Genomic DNA, 20542 nt, shown 5'->3' on the forward strand with positions numbered 1-20542 from the left:
CAATCTGTCGCCGGCTCACTCGAACCGGAAGTTGACGTGCGTACCCTCCGCAGTCACGCAATGTCCTGCCGGAGAGCCGCCTGACCGCCATACAGCGGAGCACCGCAAGGTCGTGCCATTGCTTGAACGCAATTCGGGCTGGGCCGTATACACGTAGTGATCGCTATCCAGTCCGGAAAAAATCCGGTCGTAATGCTTGCCCGGATAATATTTCCGTCGCAGTTCCGCCAGATTCTGGTTGCGCTGGATGGCAAAACCGCTCGCTTCAAGGCGGGTGCCCCGAAATTCCAGAGCCATCGACGCCCCCTCCGATCCCTCGTGCCGGAACGTACCGACAGCAATATCCTGATCGCTCTCATCCCGCATCAGGCTGTGCGTATGCCCGGCGCAGCCAACCAGTGTGAGCGTTATCAGGCATGCCGATGCTGCGAGCCATGTTTTCATGATTTTCCCTTTTGTCAGACCGACGACCTATCGCGTTCCCTGCGGGTTTCAAGCCATTCATACATGAGTGGCAACAGTAGCAGTGTCAGTGCCGTGGAAGTGAGCAGCCCGCCCACCACGACGGTCGCCAGGGGGCGCTGTGTCTCCGCGCCGACGCCCTGCGAGAGCAACATCGGAATCAACCCCAGGATTGCGACCGAGGCGGTCATCAGCACCGGCCGCAGGCGCAGCGCAGCGCCCTCGCGCACCGCCTCGCGGATGCTGAATCCCTGTCGTCGCCGGTCGTTGAGGAAGGACACCAGGACGATTCCGTTAAGCATGGCGACGCCGAACACTGCGATGAAGCCGATGGCCGAGGGCACCGAAACGTATTGCCCGGTGATTGCCAAACCGAAGACGCCGCCGATCACCGCGAACGGAACATTGGCGATGATCAGCGTAGCGTGCGCCAGGGAATTGAAGGCCGTGTACAGCAGCAGGAAGATCAGGCCGATTGTCAGCGGCACGATGACGGCGAGCCGGGCCATCGCCCGCTGCTGGTTCTCGAAAGCACCGCCCCATTCCAGCCAGTAACCCTCGGGCAGTTTCACCTGGCTGCGAATTTTGGCGTCGGCTTCCTTGACGAAACCATCGACGTCGCGACCCTTCACATCCAGCTGCAGCACGGCATAACGCTGCAACTGCTCGCGGCGGACGAAAGAGTAGCCTTCGTCGGTGTCGACGGTGGCGACCCGCGACAGCGGCACCAGCGCGCCGGACTGGGTGCGGATCGGAATGTCGCCGATCGCCTGCGGGCTGTCGCGGAAGGCGGCGTCGAGGCGCACCTGGAGTTCGAAGCGCTTGACGCCGTCGATGACCGTGCTGACAGTCTTGCCGCCGATGCCGGCCTGCACCACTTCGAGAATCTCGTCGGCGTTGATGCCGTAACGCGCCGCCTCGTCGCGGTTGACCTTGACCACCAGTTGCGGCTTACCCTTGTTCGCTTCCAGCGCCAGATCGGCGACGCCGGGGACCTTGTCGAGCACCGCCTTGGCTTCGCCGGCCAGGCGGTCGAGGGTGGTCAAATCCTCGCCGTAGATCTTCAGAGCCAGGGTGGCGCGCACGCCGGAGATCAACTCTTCGACGCGCATCTGGATCGGCTGGGTGGCGCTCAGGACGACTGTCGGGATGGCTTTTTCCATGAACTCCTGCATTTGTCCCGAGAGTTCCGGCATCGGCATCTTTTTCGGCCACTCGTTCTGCGGCTTTACGTCGACCAGCACTTCCATGTAATTGACATCGGCGGTTTCGCCTTTTTCAGAACGGCCGATGGTGGCGAGGGTCGATTTCACCTGCGGGAAGTTCTGCTTCAACAGCGCATCGAAGCGTTTCGAGACTTCGATGCTTTCCTCCAGCGAGGTCGACGGGATTCCGGTCACCCGGAACATGATCGAGCCTTCCTGCAAGTTGGGCATGAACTCCTTGCCGAGGAAGGGGAAGGTGGCGAGCGCCGCCAGCAGCAAGCCGACGGCCGCAGTGATGACCTTTCGCTTGTTTTCGAGCGCGTAGTCGAGCAGCGGCAGGTACAGTTGCTTGGCCCAGCGCACCAGCGCCGTGTCCTTTTCTTCCTTCGGCTTCAGGATCAGCGCCGAGAGCACCGGCACCAGCGTCAACGTCAGGATCAGCGAGCCGACCATGGCGAAGGTGATGGTCAGCGCCATCGGCTTGAACAGCTTGCCTTCGAGCCCCGTGAGCGAGAACAGCGGCAGGAAGACGACGATGATGATGAGGATGGCGAAGGCGATCGGGTTGATCACCTCGCGCGCCGCTTCCAGGATGACGTGGGTCCGGTTCACCGTCTTGCCGGCCTGATGCGAGAGCAGGCGGAAACCGTTCTCGACCATCACCACCGCGCCGTCGACCATCATGCCGATGCCAATCGCCAACCCCGCCAGCGACATCAGATTGGCCGACATGCCGACGTAGCGCATGAGGATGAAGGCGATCAGCATCGCCAGCGGCAGCGTGACGACGACGACGATCGCCGAGCGGACTTCGCCAAGAAACAGAAAGAGGATGATGGCAACCAGGATCGAGCCTTCGAGCAGTGCGCTCTCGGCCGTAGCGAGGGCCTTGTCGACCAGTTCCGTGCGGTCGTACACCGGCGTGATCGACACCCCCTTGGGCAGCGCCTGCTCGGCGAGCTTGACCTTGGCCTTGACCGCGTCAACGACGTTCTTGGCGTTTTCGTTGATGCGCGACAGCGCCGTGCCCATGGTGACTTCGTGGCCGTTGCGAGTCACCGCGCCGAAACGCAGGCCGGGTGCTTCCTTGACCTCGGCGACATCGCGGACGTAGATCGGCGAACCTTCGCGCTGCGTGATCACGACGTTGCCGATGTCGCGGCTGCCGGTCACCAGGCCGAGTCCGCGCACCAGGTACTGCTCGCGGCCAAGGTTGACGTACTGGCCGCCGACCTGGCGATTGTTGGCCGCCAGCGCTTCCATCACGGCCTTGAAGCTGAGCCCGTACTTGATCAGCTTGTGCGGCTGGATCAGCACCTGGAACTGCTTCTCTTCGCCGCCCCAGGAAGTGACATCGTCGACGCCGGCAGCGGTGCGCAGCAGCAGGCGGACGTTCCAGTCTTGGAGCGTGCGCAGGTCCATCGTGTTCAGCTTCTTGTCGGCCGATTCGATGGTGTACCAGAACACCTGTCCGAGTCCCGACGAGTTCGGACCCAGCGTCGGTTCGCCGTAGCCCTCGGGCATGCGTGACTTGGCTTCGAGCATCTTCTCGCCGACCAGCCGGCGGGCGAAGTAGATGTCGACGTCGTCCTTGAAATAGACGCTGACGAAGGACAGGCCGAAGAGCGATACGGAGCGGATTTCTTCCACCCCGGGCAAGCCGGCCATGGCCGTTTCCATCGGGAAGGTGAGCAGCTTCTCCACATCCTCGGCAGCAAGTCCCGGCGATTCGGTGTAGACGTTGACCTGGATCGGGGTCACATCCGGGAAGGCGTCCACCGGCACGGAGCGAAACGCCTGGACGCCGAAGACGACGACGAGCAGGAATCCGACCAGTACCAGGATTTTGTAGCGCAGCGACAGATCGACAATGGAATTGAGCATGATCGATCCTCAGTGCGAATCGCCGATTTGCGATTTGAGCAGGCGGGCCTTGAGCGCATAGGTACCGGCTACCACCACCTTGTCGCCGGCCTTCAGCCCGTTCTTGACCACAACTTTGCCGCGCAGCTTGTCGCCGAGTTCGACGACGCGCGGCTCGAAACCGCCGTCTTCGGCGATGAAGGCTGTCGGCTGTCCCTGCATCAGCACCACGGCCTCCTGCGGCAAGACCAGTACCTTGTCCTTGCCGGCGACAGCGGCGGTCCCACTGGTACGGATCGCGGCGGTGGCGAACATCTCGGGCTTGAGCCGGCCGCCCGGATTGGCAACCTCGACGCGGGCCTGGACGGTGCGCGTCTCTTTGTCCACGACCGCCGCAATGTAGGTGAGCTTGCCTTGGAAGGATTCGCCGGGATAGGCGTCTACCGTGACGGTCGCCTCGGCGCCGGGCTTGACGCGACCGAGATCCTTCTCGAACAGGTTGGCCTCGATCCACAGGCGCGACAGGTCGGCGACGGTGAATACCGATTTGTCGGGTTGCGCCAGTTCGCCAAGGATGGCGTGCTTCTCGATGACCGTTCCGGCGAACGGCGTGTTCAGCGGAAAGGTCGACACCGCCCGGCCGTCCTCGGCCGGCGCCGGGCCGACGCCGAGCATGCGCAGCTTGTCGCCGGCCGCGGCGAACGAAGCCTGCGCCTTGTCGTATTCGGCGTGGGCACGCAGATGGTCCTTCTGCGCGATGATCTGCTCGCCGTGCAGTTTCTCGGCCCGCTCGAAGTCGGCCTTGGTCACCGCGAGCTGGGTCTTCGCCTGAAGATAGAGCGAGTGGGCTTCGCCGACTTCCAGGCTGTCGAGGACGATCAGCGCCTGGCCGGCCTTGACCGGATCGCCGAGATTGGCGGAAACCTTGACGATGCGCCCCGGTACGCGTGGCGCGATATGCGTGATGCGGTCCTGGTTGGGACGGATGGTGGCGGTTACGATCAACTGTTCGCTGATTTCCTGCGCCGCAAGTTCGTCGACCTTGATTCCGGCGGTCTCGATTTCTTCGGCGGTGAGCTTCAACAAATCTGCTTCGCCTTCCTTGTGCTCGCCGTGCTTGTCACCGGCCTTGTCTGCGCCGCCGCTTGCCGCGCCGGCTGGTTGCGTTGCCGCTTGTGCAGCCTTCGCGGTCGGCTCCGGCTTGTCGCAAGCGGTCAGGGCAAGCGTCGCCAAGCCAATGGCCAAGGCGAGCGTCAGGTCGGTTTTCGATGTCTTCATGAGGTCTTTTCCGATGCGTGTGGGTTGGCCGGCGATGGCGGATGTGGGCTTCATTGGCTCGCGCTCCAGCCGGCGGTTTGTTCCAATTCGCTGCGCGTCAGGGCGAAGTCGGTCATGGCCTCCAGCACTTCGCGGCGGGTGTCGAGAACCTGCCGGGTGGCAAGAAGCATCTGGACGAGGCTGATCTCGCCGGCACGGTAGGCAGCGGTTGACAGACGCTGGTTTTCTTCGAGGCGTTGCAGCACCGATTGATCGAGCCGCTGCGTTCGCTGGCGCAAGCTATCGAGCTTCTGCCACAGCACCAGGACGCGGGCGCGGGTATCGCGGCCGGCAGCCTGTTTCTCGATCTCGGCCTGGGTCAGCTCGGCCGACGCCTTGCCGATGCCTGCACCATTGCGCCGGAAGAGCGGCAAGGGAACTGATACGCTCAACCCGATGATCTTCTCGCGGGCATCGCCAGGGCCTTCGCGGGCGGAATTCAGGCCGACGGTGATGTCCGGGTAGGCTGCCGCCCGTTCGAGGCCGAGGCGGTTACGCGCGGCTTGCTCGCGATGATCGAGGGCGCGCAACTGGGCACGCCCGGCTGCCGCCGTGAGTAGCTGATCGAGGGTATAGGGCAGCCCTGGTTTAACGGCGAGCGCGCCTTTTACCGCCGGAAGCTTCTCTGCCGGCAGTTGCAGCAGGGTGGCCAGTTCCGCGCGAGCCTGGATCAACTGCTCGCCAACGGTTTCGAGCTGGTTGCGTGCCCGTCCGAGTTCGACTTCGGCGAGGTTGGCGTCGAGCTTCGTGTCTTCGCCTGCGTCGAAGCGCTTACGCGTGACGGTGCTGTTCTCCCGGATCAGGTCGACCAGTCCCGTTTCCATTTCGGCGCGCAGTTGCAGGGCCACCACGCGGACAAACTTTTGCTCGACCTCGGCGCGCAGTTGCCGCCGGATTTCCTCGATCGTTTCGCGTAGCGCCGCCATTTCCTGTTCGGCCGCCGCGCGCCGGTAGCCCTGCTGGCCGGCAATCTCCAGCGTCTGGGTCAGGCCGATGGCCCACTCGCGCTGCGTGCGTTCGTTTTGCGTGGGATCGGGAACCGTCCGCCGCAGGCGCTCGGCAGCGATCTGCGGGTTGTTCCAGAGCAAGGCCTGCGTGTCGGCAAGTTGTCCTTCGGCGGCAGCGAGATTCGCCCGGGCGCTCTTCAGGGCAGGATTGCCCTGTTCGGCGAGTTGCCAGGCGTGCTCCAGGGTCAGCGGCAGGTCAGTCGCCGGAGCAGCGAGTCCGGCGGGCGCGGGTGTCGCTACCACCTTGACCAAGTGCTGCGAGTTTTGTGCGAGGGCAGGCAGCGCGGCGAGCAGCCCTAGCGATAGCAATAGCGTCTTATTCATCGAAATCCTTAGCAAGTTGAACCATGCGAAGAATCCGACGGGACGCACCGACAGCCCGCTAGCGCGGACTCAGTCAGCCGTCAAGGACGAAAAAAGTTGAAGCGCGTCCCGCCGGATCAGGCGAGCCGGGCGAGTGGCGGACGGTCGAAGGGATCGACGGTAGTGGAGCGGAACTCCGCTACAGGTGGTGCGACGAGCTGGGGCGGGCTGTTATCGCCCAGTATCGGCGACATAGCCGGCACAAACGACGAGAACGACAGGTGACAGAATCCGCAGTCAGGATCGATCTGGGTGCCGGTGTCGCTCGACTTGTGCGTCGAACGATCATGTTGATGCATGTGATGCCCAAAATGCGCAGCCTGCGGAGATTCCTTCTGATGCTGGCAATAGCTAGCCGCAACCGCAAAGGCGGCGTTCAGCGAGAGCAGCACGGCAAGAATGAAGGCGAGGTAGGTACGCATCGCTACAAAGTATATCAGGACTCATCTCGCTGAGATAGCACAGCTTCCTATTGCATTCCTATTGCATGGATCGAACGCTTTCAATCGATCTGAGGTGCCCACCGCAGCCCACGATGCAACATAGTATTTGGCCGCCAGTGTAAGCAGTAATCTCGAAATGCGCCCTTTTTGGATCGATTTCGAAAACACAGCCAACCCGCGGCAAGCTGTAATTGTCGATAGCACTGAATAGTCAGGAATCGACAATGAGCAAACCAATACAGGTCAAGCGCTTGATCAGACGCGAAGAACTACTCCGTCTCATCCCGCTTTCCGACTCGGCAATTTACCGGCTCGAAAAGTCGGGCGGCTTTCCGAATAGATTCAATCTGACGCCACGCTGCGTTGTATGGGACCTTGACGAAGTGGAGAGCTGGATCCAAGAAAGACGCACAGCCCTCATCCAATCTCACCTTTCCCCTGATGTCCAAAAACGCAAATTCAGACCTGTCCGAAAACAGGCCTGACGCCGACACCAGCCCGCTCGGTAGCATCAGATTTCTACGCCGCTGCGCGGGAGGGACGATGAATGGGCGTGATTTCTTTTCCGGCAATCCACGCATCTACCATGTTTGCCCATTGCTGAAGCATGTCCTTGCGCTGATCCGCATACTCTGCCTTGTTGTAGATCGCCCTGACTCCCTTCTGCTCATGGGCCAGGCATTTCTCAATCCAGTCGGTATTGAATCCCGCCTCATGCAACAGCGTTGAACCCGTTCGGCGGAGATCGTGAACGGTGAAATCGTCCAAAAGCAAATCCTTTTTCTTCGCATGCTCGACCGTGACTGTTATAACGCGGTTGAGGGTGTTGTTGGACATACCCTTGTCACCTTCATACCGGGACGGCAAGATGAAATTGGATCCGCCAGCGCAAGTCTTCAGCGCAATCATGATGTCCATGGCCTGGTCGGACAAGTAGATAACGTGGGGTCTTCTGGCCTTCATTCTCTGCGCGGGGATGGTCCACTTGGCGCCAACGAAATCCATCTCATCCCATGTGGCATTGAGAAGCTCCCCCTTGCGGACGAGCGTAAGAAGAACAAGCTTCAGCGCCAACCGGATGGTTGGCAGCGTAGGTACCAAGTCCAGTTCTCGGAAGAAAACATTGATTTCATCCGGAGAAAGCGCCCGATCTTTGGGCTTGAATGTCGCGATCGACGATGCCCTGACATCGTCGGCGGGATTCGCGACCTTGTGACCGCGCTCAATCGCAAACCTGAAGACCTGAGCAACAATGTCCCGGATATGAACGGCCGTGGCCGGTGCATTGCGCTGTGTCTTGACTCGTTCGCACAATGCCCGCAAATCCTCGGACGCTATCTCCTTGAGAAGACGTCGGCCAAACTCGGGCTCGATATCGCGATCAATGACGGATTTCCTCATATCCCGAGTGCTATCCGCCATGCGGTATTCGCTCAGCCACAAGGTTGAGAATTCGCCGAAAGTTTTGGCTGCTTTCGACTTCTGAATCGAGCGCTGCTTTTCCTTTGCCGGTGACTTCCCCGCAGCAATTTCCCTCTTGACTCCGATCAGTTTTTCCCTGGCCTCGCCCAAGGTAAGTCCTTCTGGACCGTATTGACCAAGAACGAGAGTTTCGCGCCGACCGTTGAGTCGATAGTCGTATCGGAAGGAAACAACTCCTGACGGGGTAACCGCCACATAGAGGCCGTCACGATCGACCAGCTTGTACAACTTGCCGGTCGGCTTGAGGTTCTTCAGTTGGGTATCGGTAAGCATAGTGGCCCTTTCCTGGTCGCCGATACCGTCAACGCAAAATTCCATAATTTCGCCAGCAAACCCGCATGGTTACTGGGTTTTGCATTTCACGATACCGTCAACGCGTCCATTTGATGTTGACGGTATCGATGTTACGGAAGGTCTTAAGAAATGCCAATACCGTCACCGATACCGTCTCCAGAAGTGGGCTACCCTGAATAGTCAGGAATAGTCAAAAACAGAAAACCCCTTGTTTTACCAAGGGGTTTTCGTGTTTTCTGAATAGGTACGAATAGTACCGAAAGCCTATGTAATTATTCATTCCCACTCAATTATCTCTTGAGCCGTGAAACCCGCATGAATGCTGGTTCTGGCTCGTTGATTTTACCGTAATACCGTCACCGATACCGTCACCAGAAGAATGCTTAGTATTCATGCGGGTCTCCGGGCGGTCCCGAAAAAACGACCTTTCGATAACTATCGGAGGCTATCGGATTACAGGCGATCCCAAACGAGTCTTGATCGTAGCAGAGATGCATTGATCCGGTTGACGGTATCGGGCAGGCAACAGCGATCTTGATACCGTCAGACGTATCTTGGGATACGTGATCAGTAAAGGTGCGCACAGTCTGTCCCATCGTTTCTTGACTAGGTGGAACGCGAAAGAGCTTTCAGCCGCTCAACCACTTCTGGATCGAGCTCTCGTCGGCTCAATAGCTCAATGACGGTTGATTGCCTGCCCTTGAGGGCATCGGTAACGAACCCCCGTCGTTCCTCGATGACCGGCAGCGCTTTTTCGCGGATGAAGTCACGTTCGGTAGGCAGCAGCCGTTCATCTCCGATGACCTTGGAGATCGCGTCCGGCAGGTCAGAATTCATTCGCGACAAAACACCGCGGACGAGCCTTGGCGCCACCCCTGCCTCGAAGGCCATCGCATCCCAGTGGATGCCCTCGACCCAGCCAGGCTTGTTTTCACCGGCGATGGCCATGGACATGGTTGCCCGTGGCAGATACGCCTCGACGCACAGCATGTCGTAGAACGGCGCAACCACCGCTTTCTGGCCGCGCATCAAGAAGGCGATGTTCTTGGCGTGCGCATCGAGATTGCCGATCAGGTAGTTGAAGGCAACCCATTGCACGACCGCGTTGGCTGCAATGACTGGACGGTCGATAAATGTACCCCGGAGAACCTCGAACAGATGGTGCAAGCCCAGCCCGCCCTCGCTTTCATATTTCTTCGAGGGCGATACCCCAAGCGCCTGACACAGGTCGATCTGATGAAGTCGCCGGATAGCGGCTCCTCCGGGCTCTCCCTTCGGGTCGGACGACTCCCGGTCAAAACGTTCGATGACGTACAGCGGCTCCGGCAAATGTTTCAGATCGACGTTGGGAACCGGAACCTTCAGCTCGGCAGCCAGACGCATGCAGAAGAACTCATTCGCCGGGCAGAACGGGAAATCCGCGCTGGCGTTCTCCGGCTTGACGATATGCGTCGAGGCGGCCGTCCCTTCCGGAAGAAACATTGCACCCTGCGTATCGATGCGCAGGCCCAGCTTCTCCTGGGCGCCGGCCAGAGACATGCGAACATCGTCCCAGGACGCCATGAGCGGCAAATTGCGCGTGCGCGATTCCTCGATCTTTTCTTGCAATGCCTCTCGCGAAAGAGGAAGCAGGATCTCTTGCTCGATCTGGATTTCGCCAGCTTCATCGGGAAGCAGGGAAAGCGCCCCGGCCGTGTCCTGCCCGTGACGAATCAGTAAGGCCCAAGTGTCGCTCGGATCGATGCGGTCCCGCGAAGCAATCAGCTCGCGCAGCCGGCCTTCCGGTAAGAGGTTCTCGAAGAACCATTCGACGAGCCGGACATCCCCCGAATCCTGATACTCACGCGTCGCCAGCGGCAAACTTGGCGAAAGCGCATAGGCGCTCCAGTCCGGGGCGTAGTTGAACGACCAGCGGCCACCGATCACCGCCAGGGTACCGACCAGTGTGCCATTGGCCGTGACGCGCAGCTTGCTCATGTTGCGTCACCCGGCGCCATGGGGAGTCTCAGCTTGACCTCGATACCGAAGCGATGGCAGACGGACAGAACCTTGCCAATCTGGGCAGTAGCCTTGCCCTGCTCCAACCCGTTCAGAAAGGGTAAGCTCACGTTACACAGGGCGGCGGCATCCCGTTGGGTCAGCCCAGATTCCTTGCGAACGCGGCGAAGGGTGTCCCCGAGTTCGCTGATCGAGACAATGCTGATTTCCCTGACCGCCATCGGAGCCTCCAAAAAAGATAAACGACCGTTTAATTTTGCCCTGCTCCGAGTTACGAAGCAAGAAAAACTCAACGGTCGTTGATTGTTTTCCGGGGGCATTGCGGTGTTTCGGCAACGCCCCATCGAATTACTTCTTCGCCTTGCCCTTATTCGCGACCTGCTCCTTGAAGGATGCGCCTGCCGAGAACTTCGGCACGGTCGTCGCCTTAATCTTGAGCGTCTCGCCGGTTTTCGGATTCTTGCCCTCGCGAGCTGCGCGATCTGCGGACTTGAAGGTGCCAAAGCCTACCAGTGTCACCGAATCGCCCTTGGCGACTGCGGTCACGATCTCTTCTACCAAAACGTCCAGCGCACGACCGGCGACCGTCTTGGAAAGTTCAGCTTTCGTGGCCAGCGCTTCGATCAGCTCGGATTTGTTCATCGTGGTACGTCCTTTCGGTTATGAAAAAAACTGGATTCTCTCATCATTGGGGCAATGGCTTCGGTGACAGTGCCTGTGATGCGGCGTCGAGGTCCATTCCCTCGGAAGGCGGACGACCATCACGACACAGATTGAGTTCGTAGCGGACAGCGAATGGAATTCGACCACCGTCGCTGGTTGGGACAGATTCTTGCAACAAGGTGGCCTCCAGGCGCGAGCATCCCGCCGTTGGAAATCTCTTGATCGTTTTAACCTGGACACGGACCGACGCCGACGACCGGGTTTGCGCCTTGAAGAATTCAGCCATGGCTCCGCTCAATTCCCCCTCGGACTTGCCGGTTGGGGCTTCGATTGCGGCCAACAGGTGTTGTTTCAAATCCGCAGCAAGGACATCCTCGCTCGTCAGGAAAGCAAAGAAACAAAGTGCCATCGCGGGTACCGTCAGAGGTCGTTTCATCGGTTGTAGTAGCTATTCACGCGTTGCTGGACTGTGGCCTGCACGTTTTGCCCAAACGAGCTGGCGCTCGGGACGCGGACGCTCGACGAGATTTCCTGAATGAACTCGCTCATGTCGATCCGAGAAAAGTCGAGCCGCTCGAACTCGGCGGTCGTGAAGCCCGAACAGTTCGGACTCTCGCCGCTTCCCCAGCCTTTGCCGATCTGTCCCCTGCCCTGTTCATTGATGATCCTGGCCAGACGCGAGTTGAAACAGCAGTACGACTCGGTCTGCTCGATGCAGGTGCGAAGAATCGGAACGCGCGCCGAGCAGAAGGAGCCAACATGGACACAAAGATTGGCATCCCGGTGCATGGCCAGGAGCTGTTCGGATTGCTCGCAGGAGAGCAATTCGGAGAGCAGTTGCAGCGCGACGGCCGCGGCCAGCGAATAGGGATCGAAGTACAGATTGAAGCTCCCCAGCGATCCGAGCGAGTAGATCGGGCCACCGAGCAGGCCGCTGGTGACCGTCCCGGTCGAGAACGTCAGCCCGTAGAAACTGAACGACGGCTGAAAATTGGTCGGGGTGAAGAGCACCTCCGAGGAAATCATGGCTTGGGCGCCGGCCTCGATGTAACTCGTGAACTGGGGGTACATGAAGTCGAACATGTACTTGCTGCCGGCATTGATCGCCACCTGCCCGCCTGCAACGGCCCCCTGAATGGCGGTGGCCATCAATACGTTATTGCTTCGGGCCGCCCCGCCGCCGCCCTTCTTGCAGCAATTCACCAGACCAAAGAGCTTCTTGCGGCACTGTTCGCCAACGCCTTTGAATAGTTGCTGATCCGCACCATAGACACCGGCTTCGCGCGCCGCTTCCATCGACGCCATCGATCTTCCGAAATCCTGATCGGCCGGATTGCTGGTATCGAAACATCCAGTCCCGCTTTGACAAAAGGAACGCTGATCGCAGACGGTCCGTTGCGTCTGGGAGGCCGGGGACGTTTGGCATGAATAGGTTCGTTCGCTCGTGTCACACGCCCCGGAAGCGAGCTGGTCGATACATTGCGAGGAGACCTGGGTGCAACCGCGATTGATCAGATCCTGGCAGTCGTTGGTCAGCGTGGTGCCGGCACAGGTGTAGTCCTCAGACCTGGCCCAGCAGGAATCACCAGAGCTTTGCGCGCCGGCAGGTAAGGGCGATACGGTGTTCAGGCAAACCTGCAGGCCGTTGATCGTCTTGCAGGGCGTGCTGTCGGTGCAGGTACTCGCGGCATGGACGCAATTGGCGCTTTGCGCGAGCGACGCACATTGGCTGCTATCCAGCGTGTTGGACGTGATGGTGTAGGACGTGTTGAGTTCGACGACCGTCGCGGTACTCGTCGACGCCGTTACGTTGGTGCATTGGTACCGTCGGGTGTATTGATTGCATGACCCGTCGAACGCCGTGCTGTCGCAGGTCGAACTGACCACCGCACATCCTTGGGTGGCCTTGATGGCGGCGCAATAGTCGATGTGATTCTCGGCAATACAGGAGTAGTCATCTTGATAACTCCAACACGTCGCCGTGGAATTTAGTCCGCCCGCCGGCGGTGTGACTCCGGCCAGGCACACCGTGGCGCCGCTGGAGTCGACCTTGCAGGGCGTTGAGTCGACGCAGGTATGTGCCGCCAGACGACAGTGGGAATTCTGGGCGTAGCTGGTGCACTGGCTGGTGTTGGCGGTATCCGTCGCCAGCGTGTACGTGTTGTCGAGGCGAACGGTATTGGTGGGCGTTCCCTGGCTGGTGCCGCAGCGAAACGTCTTCGTGTAGGTATTGCAGGTGCCATTGAAAGCCGTGTCGCTACAAGTCGAACTGGTCTGCCCACAACCGGCAGCCGTCAGGGCCGAACAGTAGTCAATGGAATTGGGTTTGATGCAGGTGTAGTTGTCCTGATACTCCCAACAGCCGCCGACATCGGCCAAGGTCACCACTACGCCTGAAATCGTTTTGCTGGCGGTGCTATCGACGCAGGTCGAGCTTTCCAGCCGACAATCGCCGGCGATCGATCGTCCGCAGAGTGCGATGAAAAGCAGAACCCCGAACACCAGTACCTTCATTACTGCGCCCGCTGTTGCAGTGTGGCGCATTCATTTGACGTCCAGTTGCTGACCGTCCTCGACATCGGCAGTTGAAGCGGCGCCCCCGATCCGGTTCCTCCCGCAGAATTGCAACCGGAACTGACGTTTCGCATCGATGGCGTGCAGGTCGTCGAGTTGCAACTGACGCTGAAATACACATAAAGATTGCAGCCGAACCCAAGGTTGCTGACGTAGTAGTCGGTGACCGACTGCCCAGGAGCCACCGCGACCGGGAACTGCCCGTAGCTCCCATCCCACGCATAGCCAATCCAGTTGTAGTCGAAGCGATTGACGCCGTCGTAAGACCGGTAGGGCTCCACGGTATAAGACCGGCCATCGCTGCCGCAGAAGATGTTCATGGCCATGTAGGGGTCGTAGCAATAGCTGCAATCCATGAACGCCGTGCGACCCAGCCACGTACCGGGCGTGCATTGACCAAACCCCACGGTGGCGGATACGCCTCGCCGGCAGCTCAGGGTTTCGTATCCCTGTACCGTTTGATTGCACTGATAGTTGTAGCTGGTGCTGACCGCGATCTGCTGGCCGATGGTGCAGGACGCATTACTGAGCGTCTGCATCTGTTCGACGCATTGATAGAGATGATTCTGATCGACCGTGATCTGGCGCGCGGTCGAACATAGATTGCTGGTCACCGGACGATACTCGGTACAGATTTCGGTCGTGAAGGTTGCCGGTGTCGTATCTGTCACGACACGGCACTGCTCCGTACTCGACCCCACGTTGATTCCGGTAAATTGCAGGGTCGGATTGCTCGCGATGGCATTGGCACGACTGATCAGCGGATCGGTGGCCCGGTCAATTGAAAATGCAGGCCGCAGACTCGGATTGCGCGCCACGAAATTCACCGCGTCGCAATCCTGCCGCCGGTAGGCATCCGCATCGGGCGTCTGGCCGGCGCAATCCGTAACCTTGGTAACTCCCGGTCCCGACAACTGTCCCTGCCCACCCTGGAACAACTGGGATTGCGAAGCACTTTGCCCATAGCCCGGCACCATCGACGCCGCATTCCCGCTGCCGATGCCCTGAAAGGTGCCGCCGATCGAGCCCGACCCGAGTGCCCTCCCCTCGGTGAACGCCGCACTTGAGTCATACGCCTGCGCGAGCGCATTGCTTGCGACGAGCGCTATGACCAAGAAAAGACACCTCACGGACGACGCCCAGCCAGCTTTGCGGCGTAGCGCCGTGCCGCGTCCGCCCACGCCGGTGACTGCCGCTCGATGAGGTCGAGGGCGTAATCCTGGGTAACGTCGCCGTCGATCTTGATGAAGCTTGCAGGAGATGCGCATCCGTCTTCGCCGATCTTGGTCGCCAGCGAGGGTCGCGCAAGCACCAACGCAGGAACTTGCGTCACCTTGAACTGTTTGAACGCGGGAGGATGAATGATGGCCGTGACATTCCGCTTCCCGACCAGGCTTGCCAGCTCTTCGCCCATACGGGTCAGCGAGTTTCCCTTGAGCCCGCGCAACACAAGGACAGCGCCGGACTTCTCCGACTGAATAACGATTCGTTCAAGGGCTTCCTTCGGCATCGAGAAAGACACGAACACCATCAACTCAGGCGTGTCGGCCGACTTTGCGGTGGCCATTGCCGGCATTGGGCGATAGGACTCGGCGATCTTGGCAAGGTCTGGACTCTTGGCGACCGGCTTCGGTAATGCCTCGATCAGCGGCACCGACGACCGATTCACTTCCTTGGGGAGCCCGCCCCCCTTCAGCGCTTCTTCCATGCGCTGACGTGCCAATCGCATATCGTAGTCGGTAGGTAAAGCAGCCTGTGCCCATGCCGAATTCACCGCGAAGTTCGCCATCGGAATCGCGATGAGGAGTACCCACCGATATCGGGTCATGGCTTCAAAACGCTCCCTGGCAGCAGTTGCGCTTCCGGAAAACCATGTAGGCGAAGTCCTCGCCTTCGTACGGATATTCTTTACCGGCACCCCAAAGGATCGTCGAGCGTCCCAGGGGTTGGCAGCACTTGCCGGCGATCTTCTCCGTCTGCGGGATCGGGTACAGCATCTGATACTTGTAGCCAGTCTTGTCCATGATCGGCTGCGGGTAGTAACCACAGAGACCGTCCTCGCCAGAGGCCGCCCACATCAGTCCCTCACGATGCATCTTGGCGATCAGGCGGGTCATCTCCAGGCTGGATGCCTGCACCCCGCCGATATGGGCTTGTACGTTGCCATTGAGCGGATACAGGCTTCCTTGACATCCCGCACACCAGAACAAGGCGTTCGAGGGAAAACCGGCGGTTGCCGACACGCAGTCGGCCGCACACGCTGCCCGCGCAGCGAGATTGCCGAACAAGGCCACGTCCGGATTGAAGATGAAGGTCAGCTCATCGTCGTTCCACATCGGATCCAACTCGGTGAGGTAGGCGACATCGAACGAGCTTTGCTCCAGGCAGGCGTTGTCGAAAATCGCCTCCAGCCAGAAGATGACCGGATCGACGTACCAATGCACCTGATAGAAGGATGATGTCGCGGTACTGTCCTGCCTGAACCGCGATCCTCGCGGCGCATCGAATCCGGGATTGAGTTCGATGCCACCGAGACTCGTCATGCAGAACGGCTGACGCACGACATCCACGCGCCTCACCGGCTCCCAGAAGCTCACCTTGAAACCCACTCGCAACTGGGACGGACAAAGGCATACCGGCGAGCCGCCGGGATTCGGCGTGTCTTCCTGATCAAGCGACACAAGGTCGAGGCCGCCGAAGCGCAACGGCATCATGCAACTCCAGCAGATGTCCGTGATCGGATTGGCAAAACGCCCCGTGCAGGTAGCTGTGGCGAATGCTGGGAACGCCAGTCCAGTGGTCAGCATGACCAGCAAGCAACGAAGGAGGTTATGGGCGAATTTCATCGACTCTCAACCTCTTTCCATCCTGACTTACGATGGCCGGTACTTGGCGAATACCCAGCCGTCGCACGAGCGCCCCGCCCTGATCGAAATAGATCCGCCGCTTCCATTTGCGCATCAAGTTCAGCGGCTCGCCAGCAACCAGGATGGGCTTAGCGTCTTCATCCACATTGCGTATTGCCTGTTGCGCAAAGGAAATCTGCCGTCGATCCCGTGCATCGAAGAAGATCAGTTTGTGCCGCAACGAAACGTGGTCCAGCGGATTCACTTTCTGCCCGCGAGCGAACAAGAGCGCGCCGTCTGCGCCGCGGATGTCCCGATCCAGAGTCCAGGTTGGATCAACGAAGTAAGTGCGCTGTGTCGCGGTCGCCTTGATGCCTGGAAGCGGCTTTGGCTTCTCGATGGCGCCGACGACGCGATCCCGATATTCCGTTTGCTTCCTGGCCAGATCGCCGCTCTTCTCCATTCGCTTGAGACGCGACTGGATGGCCTCGATCAGGTCTGGTTCAGCGATCTCGTAGGTCGGCCCGACGATGCCAAGATCATCGGCACGGGCAATGGGCGCTAAGCCGATAAGCAGCAGGACAAGGAAGCGGACGTGAATCGACATGGCGATCGATTCTGGCCGTGTGATACCGGCGCCGGATTCTGAAATACGGACGTTTCGGTCGCATTTCGAATCCACGCCTCAGCTTGGGTGCGATGCGCCACAGCAATCGGACCAATGGGGCTGCGGTTTGAAGCACAGAGATCCCGTGCTTCCAGTTATTTCCCAGCATACAAGCGGCTCTGCGGCGCGGGGCGTCAAGTGTGCGTGAGAATTCCGCAGTACGCGGGATCAGGGGATACCCAGTTTCCCCATCCGCTGGAAGGCATGGTAGCTGACGTTCGCCGTTCGCTAGAATTGCCAAGACGAACGGCAGCAGAACCAAAGACTGTAGACGTTCAAAATTGCACCACCGATAAGTACTCGTCGACCACAACGGTCGTTGGGATGTGTCGCCACCAACGGCCGCAGTGTGGTGGTCGGCTGTCGTAGCCCTGGAATTCTGGTCGAATGACCGCTTGGCACTGCTGGCTACAGCCGAATCTGACCCTGAAGAGACAATCAGGTTTCCACGCTCTAAGTCGGCAGTGCAGCGATTGCTTGTATTATGACGTCAGGCAAGTGCCGGCCATGCACCCGACGTTGCTGATCGGCGGCCCCTAAAAATGCAGGCTGAACCCAACGTCTGAGACTTCGCTGACCGTCTCACGCGGTCAAGCCCCTAGGGTTGGCGTAAACACCTACTTGCACCTGGGCTTCGCTATGACCAGTTCACATAGTGCGTGGGTAGGAGAACGATACAAGGGGGTATATGGCATCTGCTAAGCGCGACTTTGAGCGGTTTGTAGCGTGGCTGCATCTGCCAGCCACCAAGCCCCCCCCAGAGGTGAAGCGACTGGCGAACCTTGCCTTGTCCAACTTTGATGGGTTGGCTCAAACCGTTCGCCAGCACAGCCAGCGGTCCACGTACTTGGTCAATCACGCCCGCAGGGTCTTGGCCCAGACGCCCGACGGACCGCCCGACATTCAAGCTGTGGCGGCCGATGGCGCCTGGCCGTGGCAACGGCTGCGGGACATGACTATCGGCCCCTTCCGAGGCTTTCGGACGCCCGAGCCCTTCGATCTACAAAAGCGTGTCATCCTGTTCTACGGCCCCAACGGCAGCGGCAAAACCAGCTTTTGCGAAGGCCTGGAATATGGCCTGCTGGGCTCGGTCGAAGAGGCCGAGACCAAACGCATCGACGGACGCACGTATCTCGCCAACCTCCACGCGCGCCGCTTTGAGCCGCCGGCCCTGCGGGCGACCGACAATCAGAATCGGGAAGTCGCGGTCAACTCAAACCCGGACACATTCCGGTTCTGCTTCATCGAGAAAAACCGGATCGACGCGTTCTCCCGAATCGCCGCTCGGCCGCCCGCTCAACGCACCGAACTAATCGCCACACTGTTCGGAATGGACAAGTTCAACGAGTTCGTGGGCCACTTCAACGAGTCCATTGACCAGCAGCTCACGCTGACCGCCACCAAGCAACTCGCGTTGACCGGGAAGCGCAACGCCCTGGCCACTGACCAAGCCACGGTCAATGGCGAGGCGAAAGCCCTGCTGGACCTGGCGAACGAAGAGGCTGCCCTCGCCCTTACGTACTCTGCGGGCATGACGTATGCGGGACTCAAGGCGCTTATCGGCACGGCCGAAGCGCCCGGTCGCCTGCAGCAGCTCGAAGGCATCCTCAACGCCGTGCCACCTGCGGCCATCGGCCTTTCGCGTGAAGGCCTGCTAAGCGCCTTTGAAGCGTCGCGCCTAGGCCAAGAAGATCTCGCAGGCATCGCCGCCAAGCTCGAGGCCCGCAGCAGCCAAGTTTCTTTCAAAGACCTCTACACCGCAGTTCTGGCTCTGCAAGCCACCGAAGGCGACCACTGCCCGGCGTGTGACACCCCGTTGACGGACGCGAAATCCAACCCCTTCGACAAGGCCACGGTCGGCCTGGCGCAGTTGAAGGAACTCGGCGAATTGCAAGATGAGCGCGAGACCGCGCAAGGCAAAGTTGCCACCGCGTCACGCGAGCTCCGTCGGCAGCTTGCCAACCTGGCCGCGTTCGTCGCAACTCAAGGGGAGCAAGAGACGCCGATGGGCCGATACCTTGCCGGCCTAGCTGCCGAGCCTGTAGGAGATTGGTGGACGGCGGTCTACCCCGCCCAAGTGCCGCAGGAGGGCGGCGCTGTAGCCGCCGCCGTGACGCTAGCGCAGATTTTGGCCGTCGCCGACTGCGTGGCGGTGCAAGACGCTGCCACGCTGCTGGCCCGCCAGGAGCGCCAACGCAACATCACCGAGCGTGACGGACTCATTGCTTTCCAACTGTCTGTCCAAGCCCAAGATTTGAAGCGACAACAGCTTGTCGATGGCATAGCAGCGGCCAAGGGCCGAATCGCGGCGTTCGATGTAGACAACGCGGCACTCATCGGCGACGTTGCCCAGGAAGCGCTCGAGATCGCGCGCGACACTCCAATCAAGGCCGCATACGACCGCTTCCTAGCTTTGCTCAAAACCTACCGCAACAACCTTCCCGGAACCCTCATGGCTGGCCTTAACGACGCGGCCATGAATCTCTACAACGAGTTCAACCGCAACGACTTGGAACCAGACAAGCTCGCGGCGCTCCATCTGCCAGTGACCGGCGAACAGAAGATTGAGATTTCCTTCCGGGGCAACCCGCAGGTCCGCGTGGACGCCCTGCGCATCCTGAGCGAAGGCCACATCCGTTGCTTGGGATTGGCGATCCTCCTTGCCAAGGGCCAGAGCATCCAAAGCCCGCTGATCGTGTTCGACGACGCGATCAACGCTATCGACCACGACCACCGCAGCGGTATCCGCGAGACGATCTTCGAGAGTGACCATTTCGCCCAAACGCAACTCATCGTCACTTGCCACAGCAACGAGTTCATCAAGGACATCCAGCAGCACTTGCCCGCCCAGCGGCGTGGCGATTGCCAGGTTTACCTGTTCCTCAACCACACCGGTAACTACCAGCCTCGCGTGACAGGTAATGTCCCGAGCAAGAACTATGTGGTGAAGGCCCGTGTGTCAAAAGACGCACTGGACAACCGCGAGGCCCTGGCGTCTTGCCGGCAGGGCCTCGAGATGCTGTCTGAGAAGGTGTGGCGCTGGCTCGCCAGCCACGATCTAGGCGTGCTGAACCTGCAGCTCGCTGGCGTCGGCGCGGAGCCCGGCTTGCGCAACCTCTGCGAAGCTCTCTTCAAACGGCTGAAAGACGCAGCGACCTTCAATCACGCCAACAAGACCTTGCTGGTGGCCGCCTACGGCCGGCTTCTTGGCATCCCGGCCGCCAATCTAGTGTGGACCTATCTGAACAAGGGTACGCACGAAGAAGCGAACCGGGATGACTTTGACGCTGACCTTGTGGAGACTGTGGTTCAAACCCTTGAGGCGCTGGATGGCCTTGACCTTCGCGTAGGCCGGTAG

Annotated in this window: 17 protein-coding genes; 2 read left to right on the plus strand and 15 right to left on the minus strand. The window is 59.9% G+C overall.

Annotated features, from left to right (window positions below):
• Window positions 1-15 precede the first annotated feature (15 nt).
• The 5 genes from DENOEST_RS09000 to DENOEST_RS09020 form a co-directional block, all read right to left on the minus strand.
• Window positions 16-444 (minus strand): hypothetical protein, encoded by a 429-nt coding sequence (locus tag DENOEST_RS09000; RefSeq protein ID WP_145769065.1) that lies wholly within the window; start codon window positions 442-444, stop codon window positions 16-18.
• Between the two features lie 14 nt (window positions 445-458).
• Window positions 459-3551 (minus strand): efflux RND transporter permease subunit, encoded by a 3093-nt coding sequence (locus DENOEST_RS09005; protein WP_145769066.1) that lies wholly within the window; start codon window positions 3549-3551, stop codon window positions 459-461.
• 9 nt (window positions 3552-3560) lie between these two features.
• Window positions 3561-4862, minus strand: coding sequence for an efflux RND transporter periplasmic adaptor subunit (locus DENOEST_RS09010; protein ID WP_197970565.1), 1302 nt, complete (start codon window positions 4860-4862; stop codon window positions 3561-3563).
• The gene (locus tag DENOEST_RS09015; protein WP_145769067.1) at window positions 4859-6178 is read right to left on the minus strand and encodes a TolC family protein; all 1320 of its coding nucleotides are present in this window, start codon (window positions 6176-6178) and stop codon (window positions 4859-4861) included. The genes DENOEST_RS09010 and DENOEST_RS09015 overlap by 4 nt, the downstream gene beginning before the upstream one ends.
• A gap of 116 nt (window positions 6179-6294) precedes the next feature.
• Window positions 6295-6639: a DUF2946 family protein gene (locus DENOEST_RS09020; RefSeq protein ID WP_145769068.1), complete on the minus strand. Its 345-nt coding sequence runs from the start codon at window positions 6637-6639 to the stop codon at window positions 6295-6297.
• A 245-nt stretch (window positions 6640-6884) separates the two neighbouring features.
• Here DENOEST_RS09020 and DENOEST_RS09025 point away from each other — a divergent pair, with 245 nt between their 5' ends.
• Window positions 6885-7145, plus strand: a complete 261-nt coding sequence (locus DENOEST_RS09025) for a helix-turn-helix transcriptional regulator (protein ID WP_145769069.1) — start codon at window positions 6885-6887, stop codon at window positions 7143-7145.
• Window positions 7146-7179: 34 nt separating this feature from the next.
• Here the strand turns inward: DENOEST_RS09025 and DENOEST_RS09030 are convergent, their stop codons facing one another.
• From DENOEST_RS09030 to traW, 10 genes are all read right to left on the minus strand, one after another.
• Entirely contained in the window at window positions 7180-8415 is a 1236-nt protein-coding gene (locus DENOEST_RS09030) for a tyrosine-type recombinase/integrase (protein ID WP_145769070.1), read from the minus strand.
• Between the two features lie 627 nt (window positions 8416-9042).
• Window positions 9043-10413: a HipA domain-containing protein gene (locus DENOEST_RS09035; protein ID WP_145769071.1), complete on the minus strand. Its 1371-nt coding sequence runs from the start codon at window positions 10411-10413 to the stop codon at window positions 9043-9045.
• Complete coding sequence (locus tag DENOEST_RS09040) at window positions 10410-10655, minus strand: helix-turn-helix domain-containing protein (protein ID WP_145769072.1); 246 nt, start codon at window positions 10653-10655, stop codon at window positions 10410-10412. The genes DENOEST_RS09035 and DENOEST_RS09040 overlap by 4 nt, the downstream gene beginning before the upstream one ends.
• Before the next feature lie 127 nt (window positions 10656-10782).
• On the minus strand, window positions 10783-11076 hold the full coding sequence (locus DENOEST_RS09045) for an HU family DNA-binding protein (protein ID WP_145769073.1): 294 nt from the start codon (window positions 11074-11076) through the stop codon (window positions 10783-10785).
• 43 nt (window positions 11077-11119) lie between these two features.
• Window positions 11120-11533, minus strand: a complete 414-nt coding sequence (locus DENOEST_RS09050; RefSeq protein WP_145769074.1) for a hypothetical protein — start codon at window positions 11531-11533, stop codon at window positions 11120-11122.
• A complete protein-coding gene (locus tag DENOEST_RS09055) occupies window positions 11530-13611 on the minus strand; it encodes a conjugal transfer protein TraN (RefSeq protein WP_170228064.1) in 2082 nt (693 codons plus the stop codon). The genes DENOEST_RS09050 and DENOEST_RS09055 overlap by 4 nt, the downstream gene beginning before the upstream one ends.
• Complete coding sequence (locus DENOEST_RS09060; RefSeq protein WP_145769076.1) at window positions 13611-14786, minus strand: hypothetical protein; 1176 nt, start codon at window positions 14784-14786, stop codon at window positions 13611-13613. Before DENOEST_RS09060 ends, DENOEST_RS09055 begins: the two co-directional genes overlap by 1 nt.
• A gap of 11 nt (window positions 14787-14797) precedes the next feature.
• A complete protein-coding gene (gene trbC, locus DENOEST_RS09065) occupies window positions 14798-15499 on the minus strand; it encodes a type-F conjugative transfer system pilin assembly protein TrbC (protein ID WP_145769077.1) in 702 nt (233 codons plus the stop codon).
• 4 nt (window positions 15500-15503) lie between these two features.
• Window positions 15504-16517 (minus strand): conjugal transfer pilus assembly protein TraU, encoded by a 1014-nt coding sequence (traU, locus tag DENOEST_RS09070; protein WP_145769078.1) that lies wholly within the window; start codon window positions 16515-16517, stop codon window positions 15504-15506.
• The gene (traW, locus tag DENOEST_RS09075; RefSeq protein WP_145769079.1) at window positions 16501-17124 is read right to left on the minus strand and encodes a type-F conjugative transfer system protein TraW; all 624 of its coding nucleotides are present in this window, start codon (window positions 17122-17124) and stop codon (window positions 16501-16503) included. Before traW ends, traU begins: the two co-directional genes overlap by 17 nt.
• A gap of 847 nt (window positions 17125-17971) precedes the next feature.
• Between traW and DENOEST_RS09080 the strand changes: the two genes are divergently transcribed.
• Complete coding sequence (locus tag DENOEST_RS09080) at window positions 17972-20542, plus strand: AAA family ATPase (protein ID WP_232096481.1); 2571 nt, start codon at window positions 17972-17974, stop codon at window positions 20540-20542.

The organism is Denitratisoma oestradiolicum, from assembly GCF_902813185.1.
GTDB classification, from domain to species: Bacteria; Pseudomonadota; Gammaproteobacteria; order Burkholderiales; family Rhodocyclaceae; genus Denitratisoma; species Denitratisoma oestradiolicum.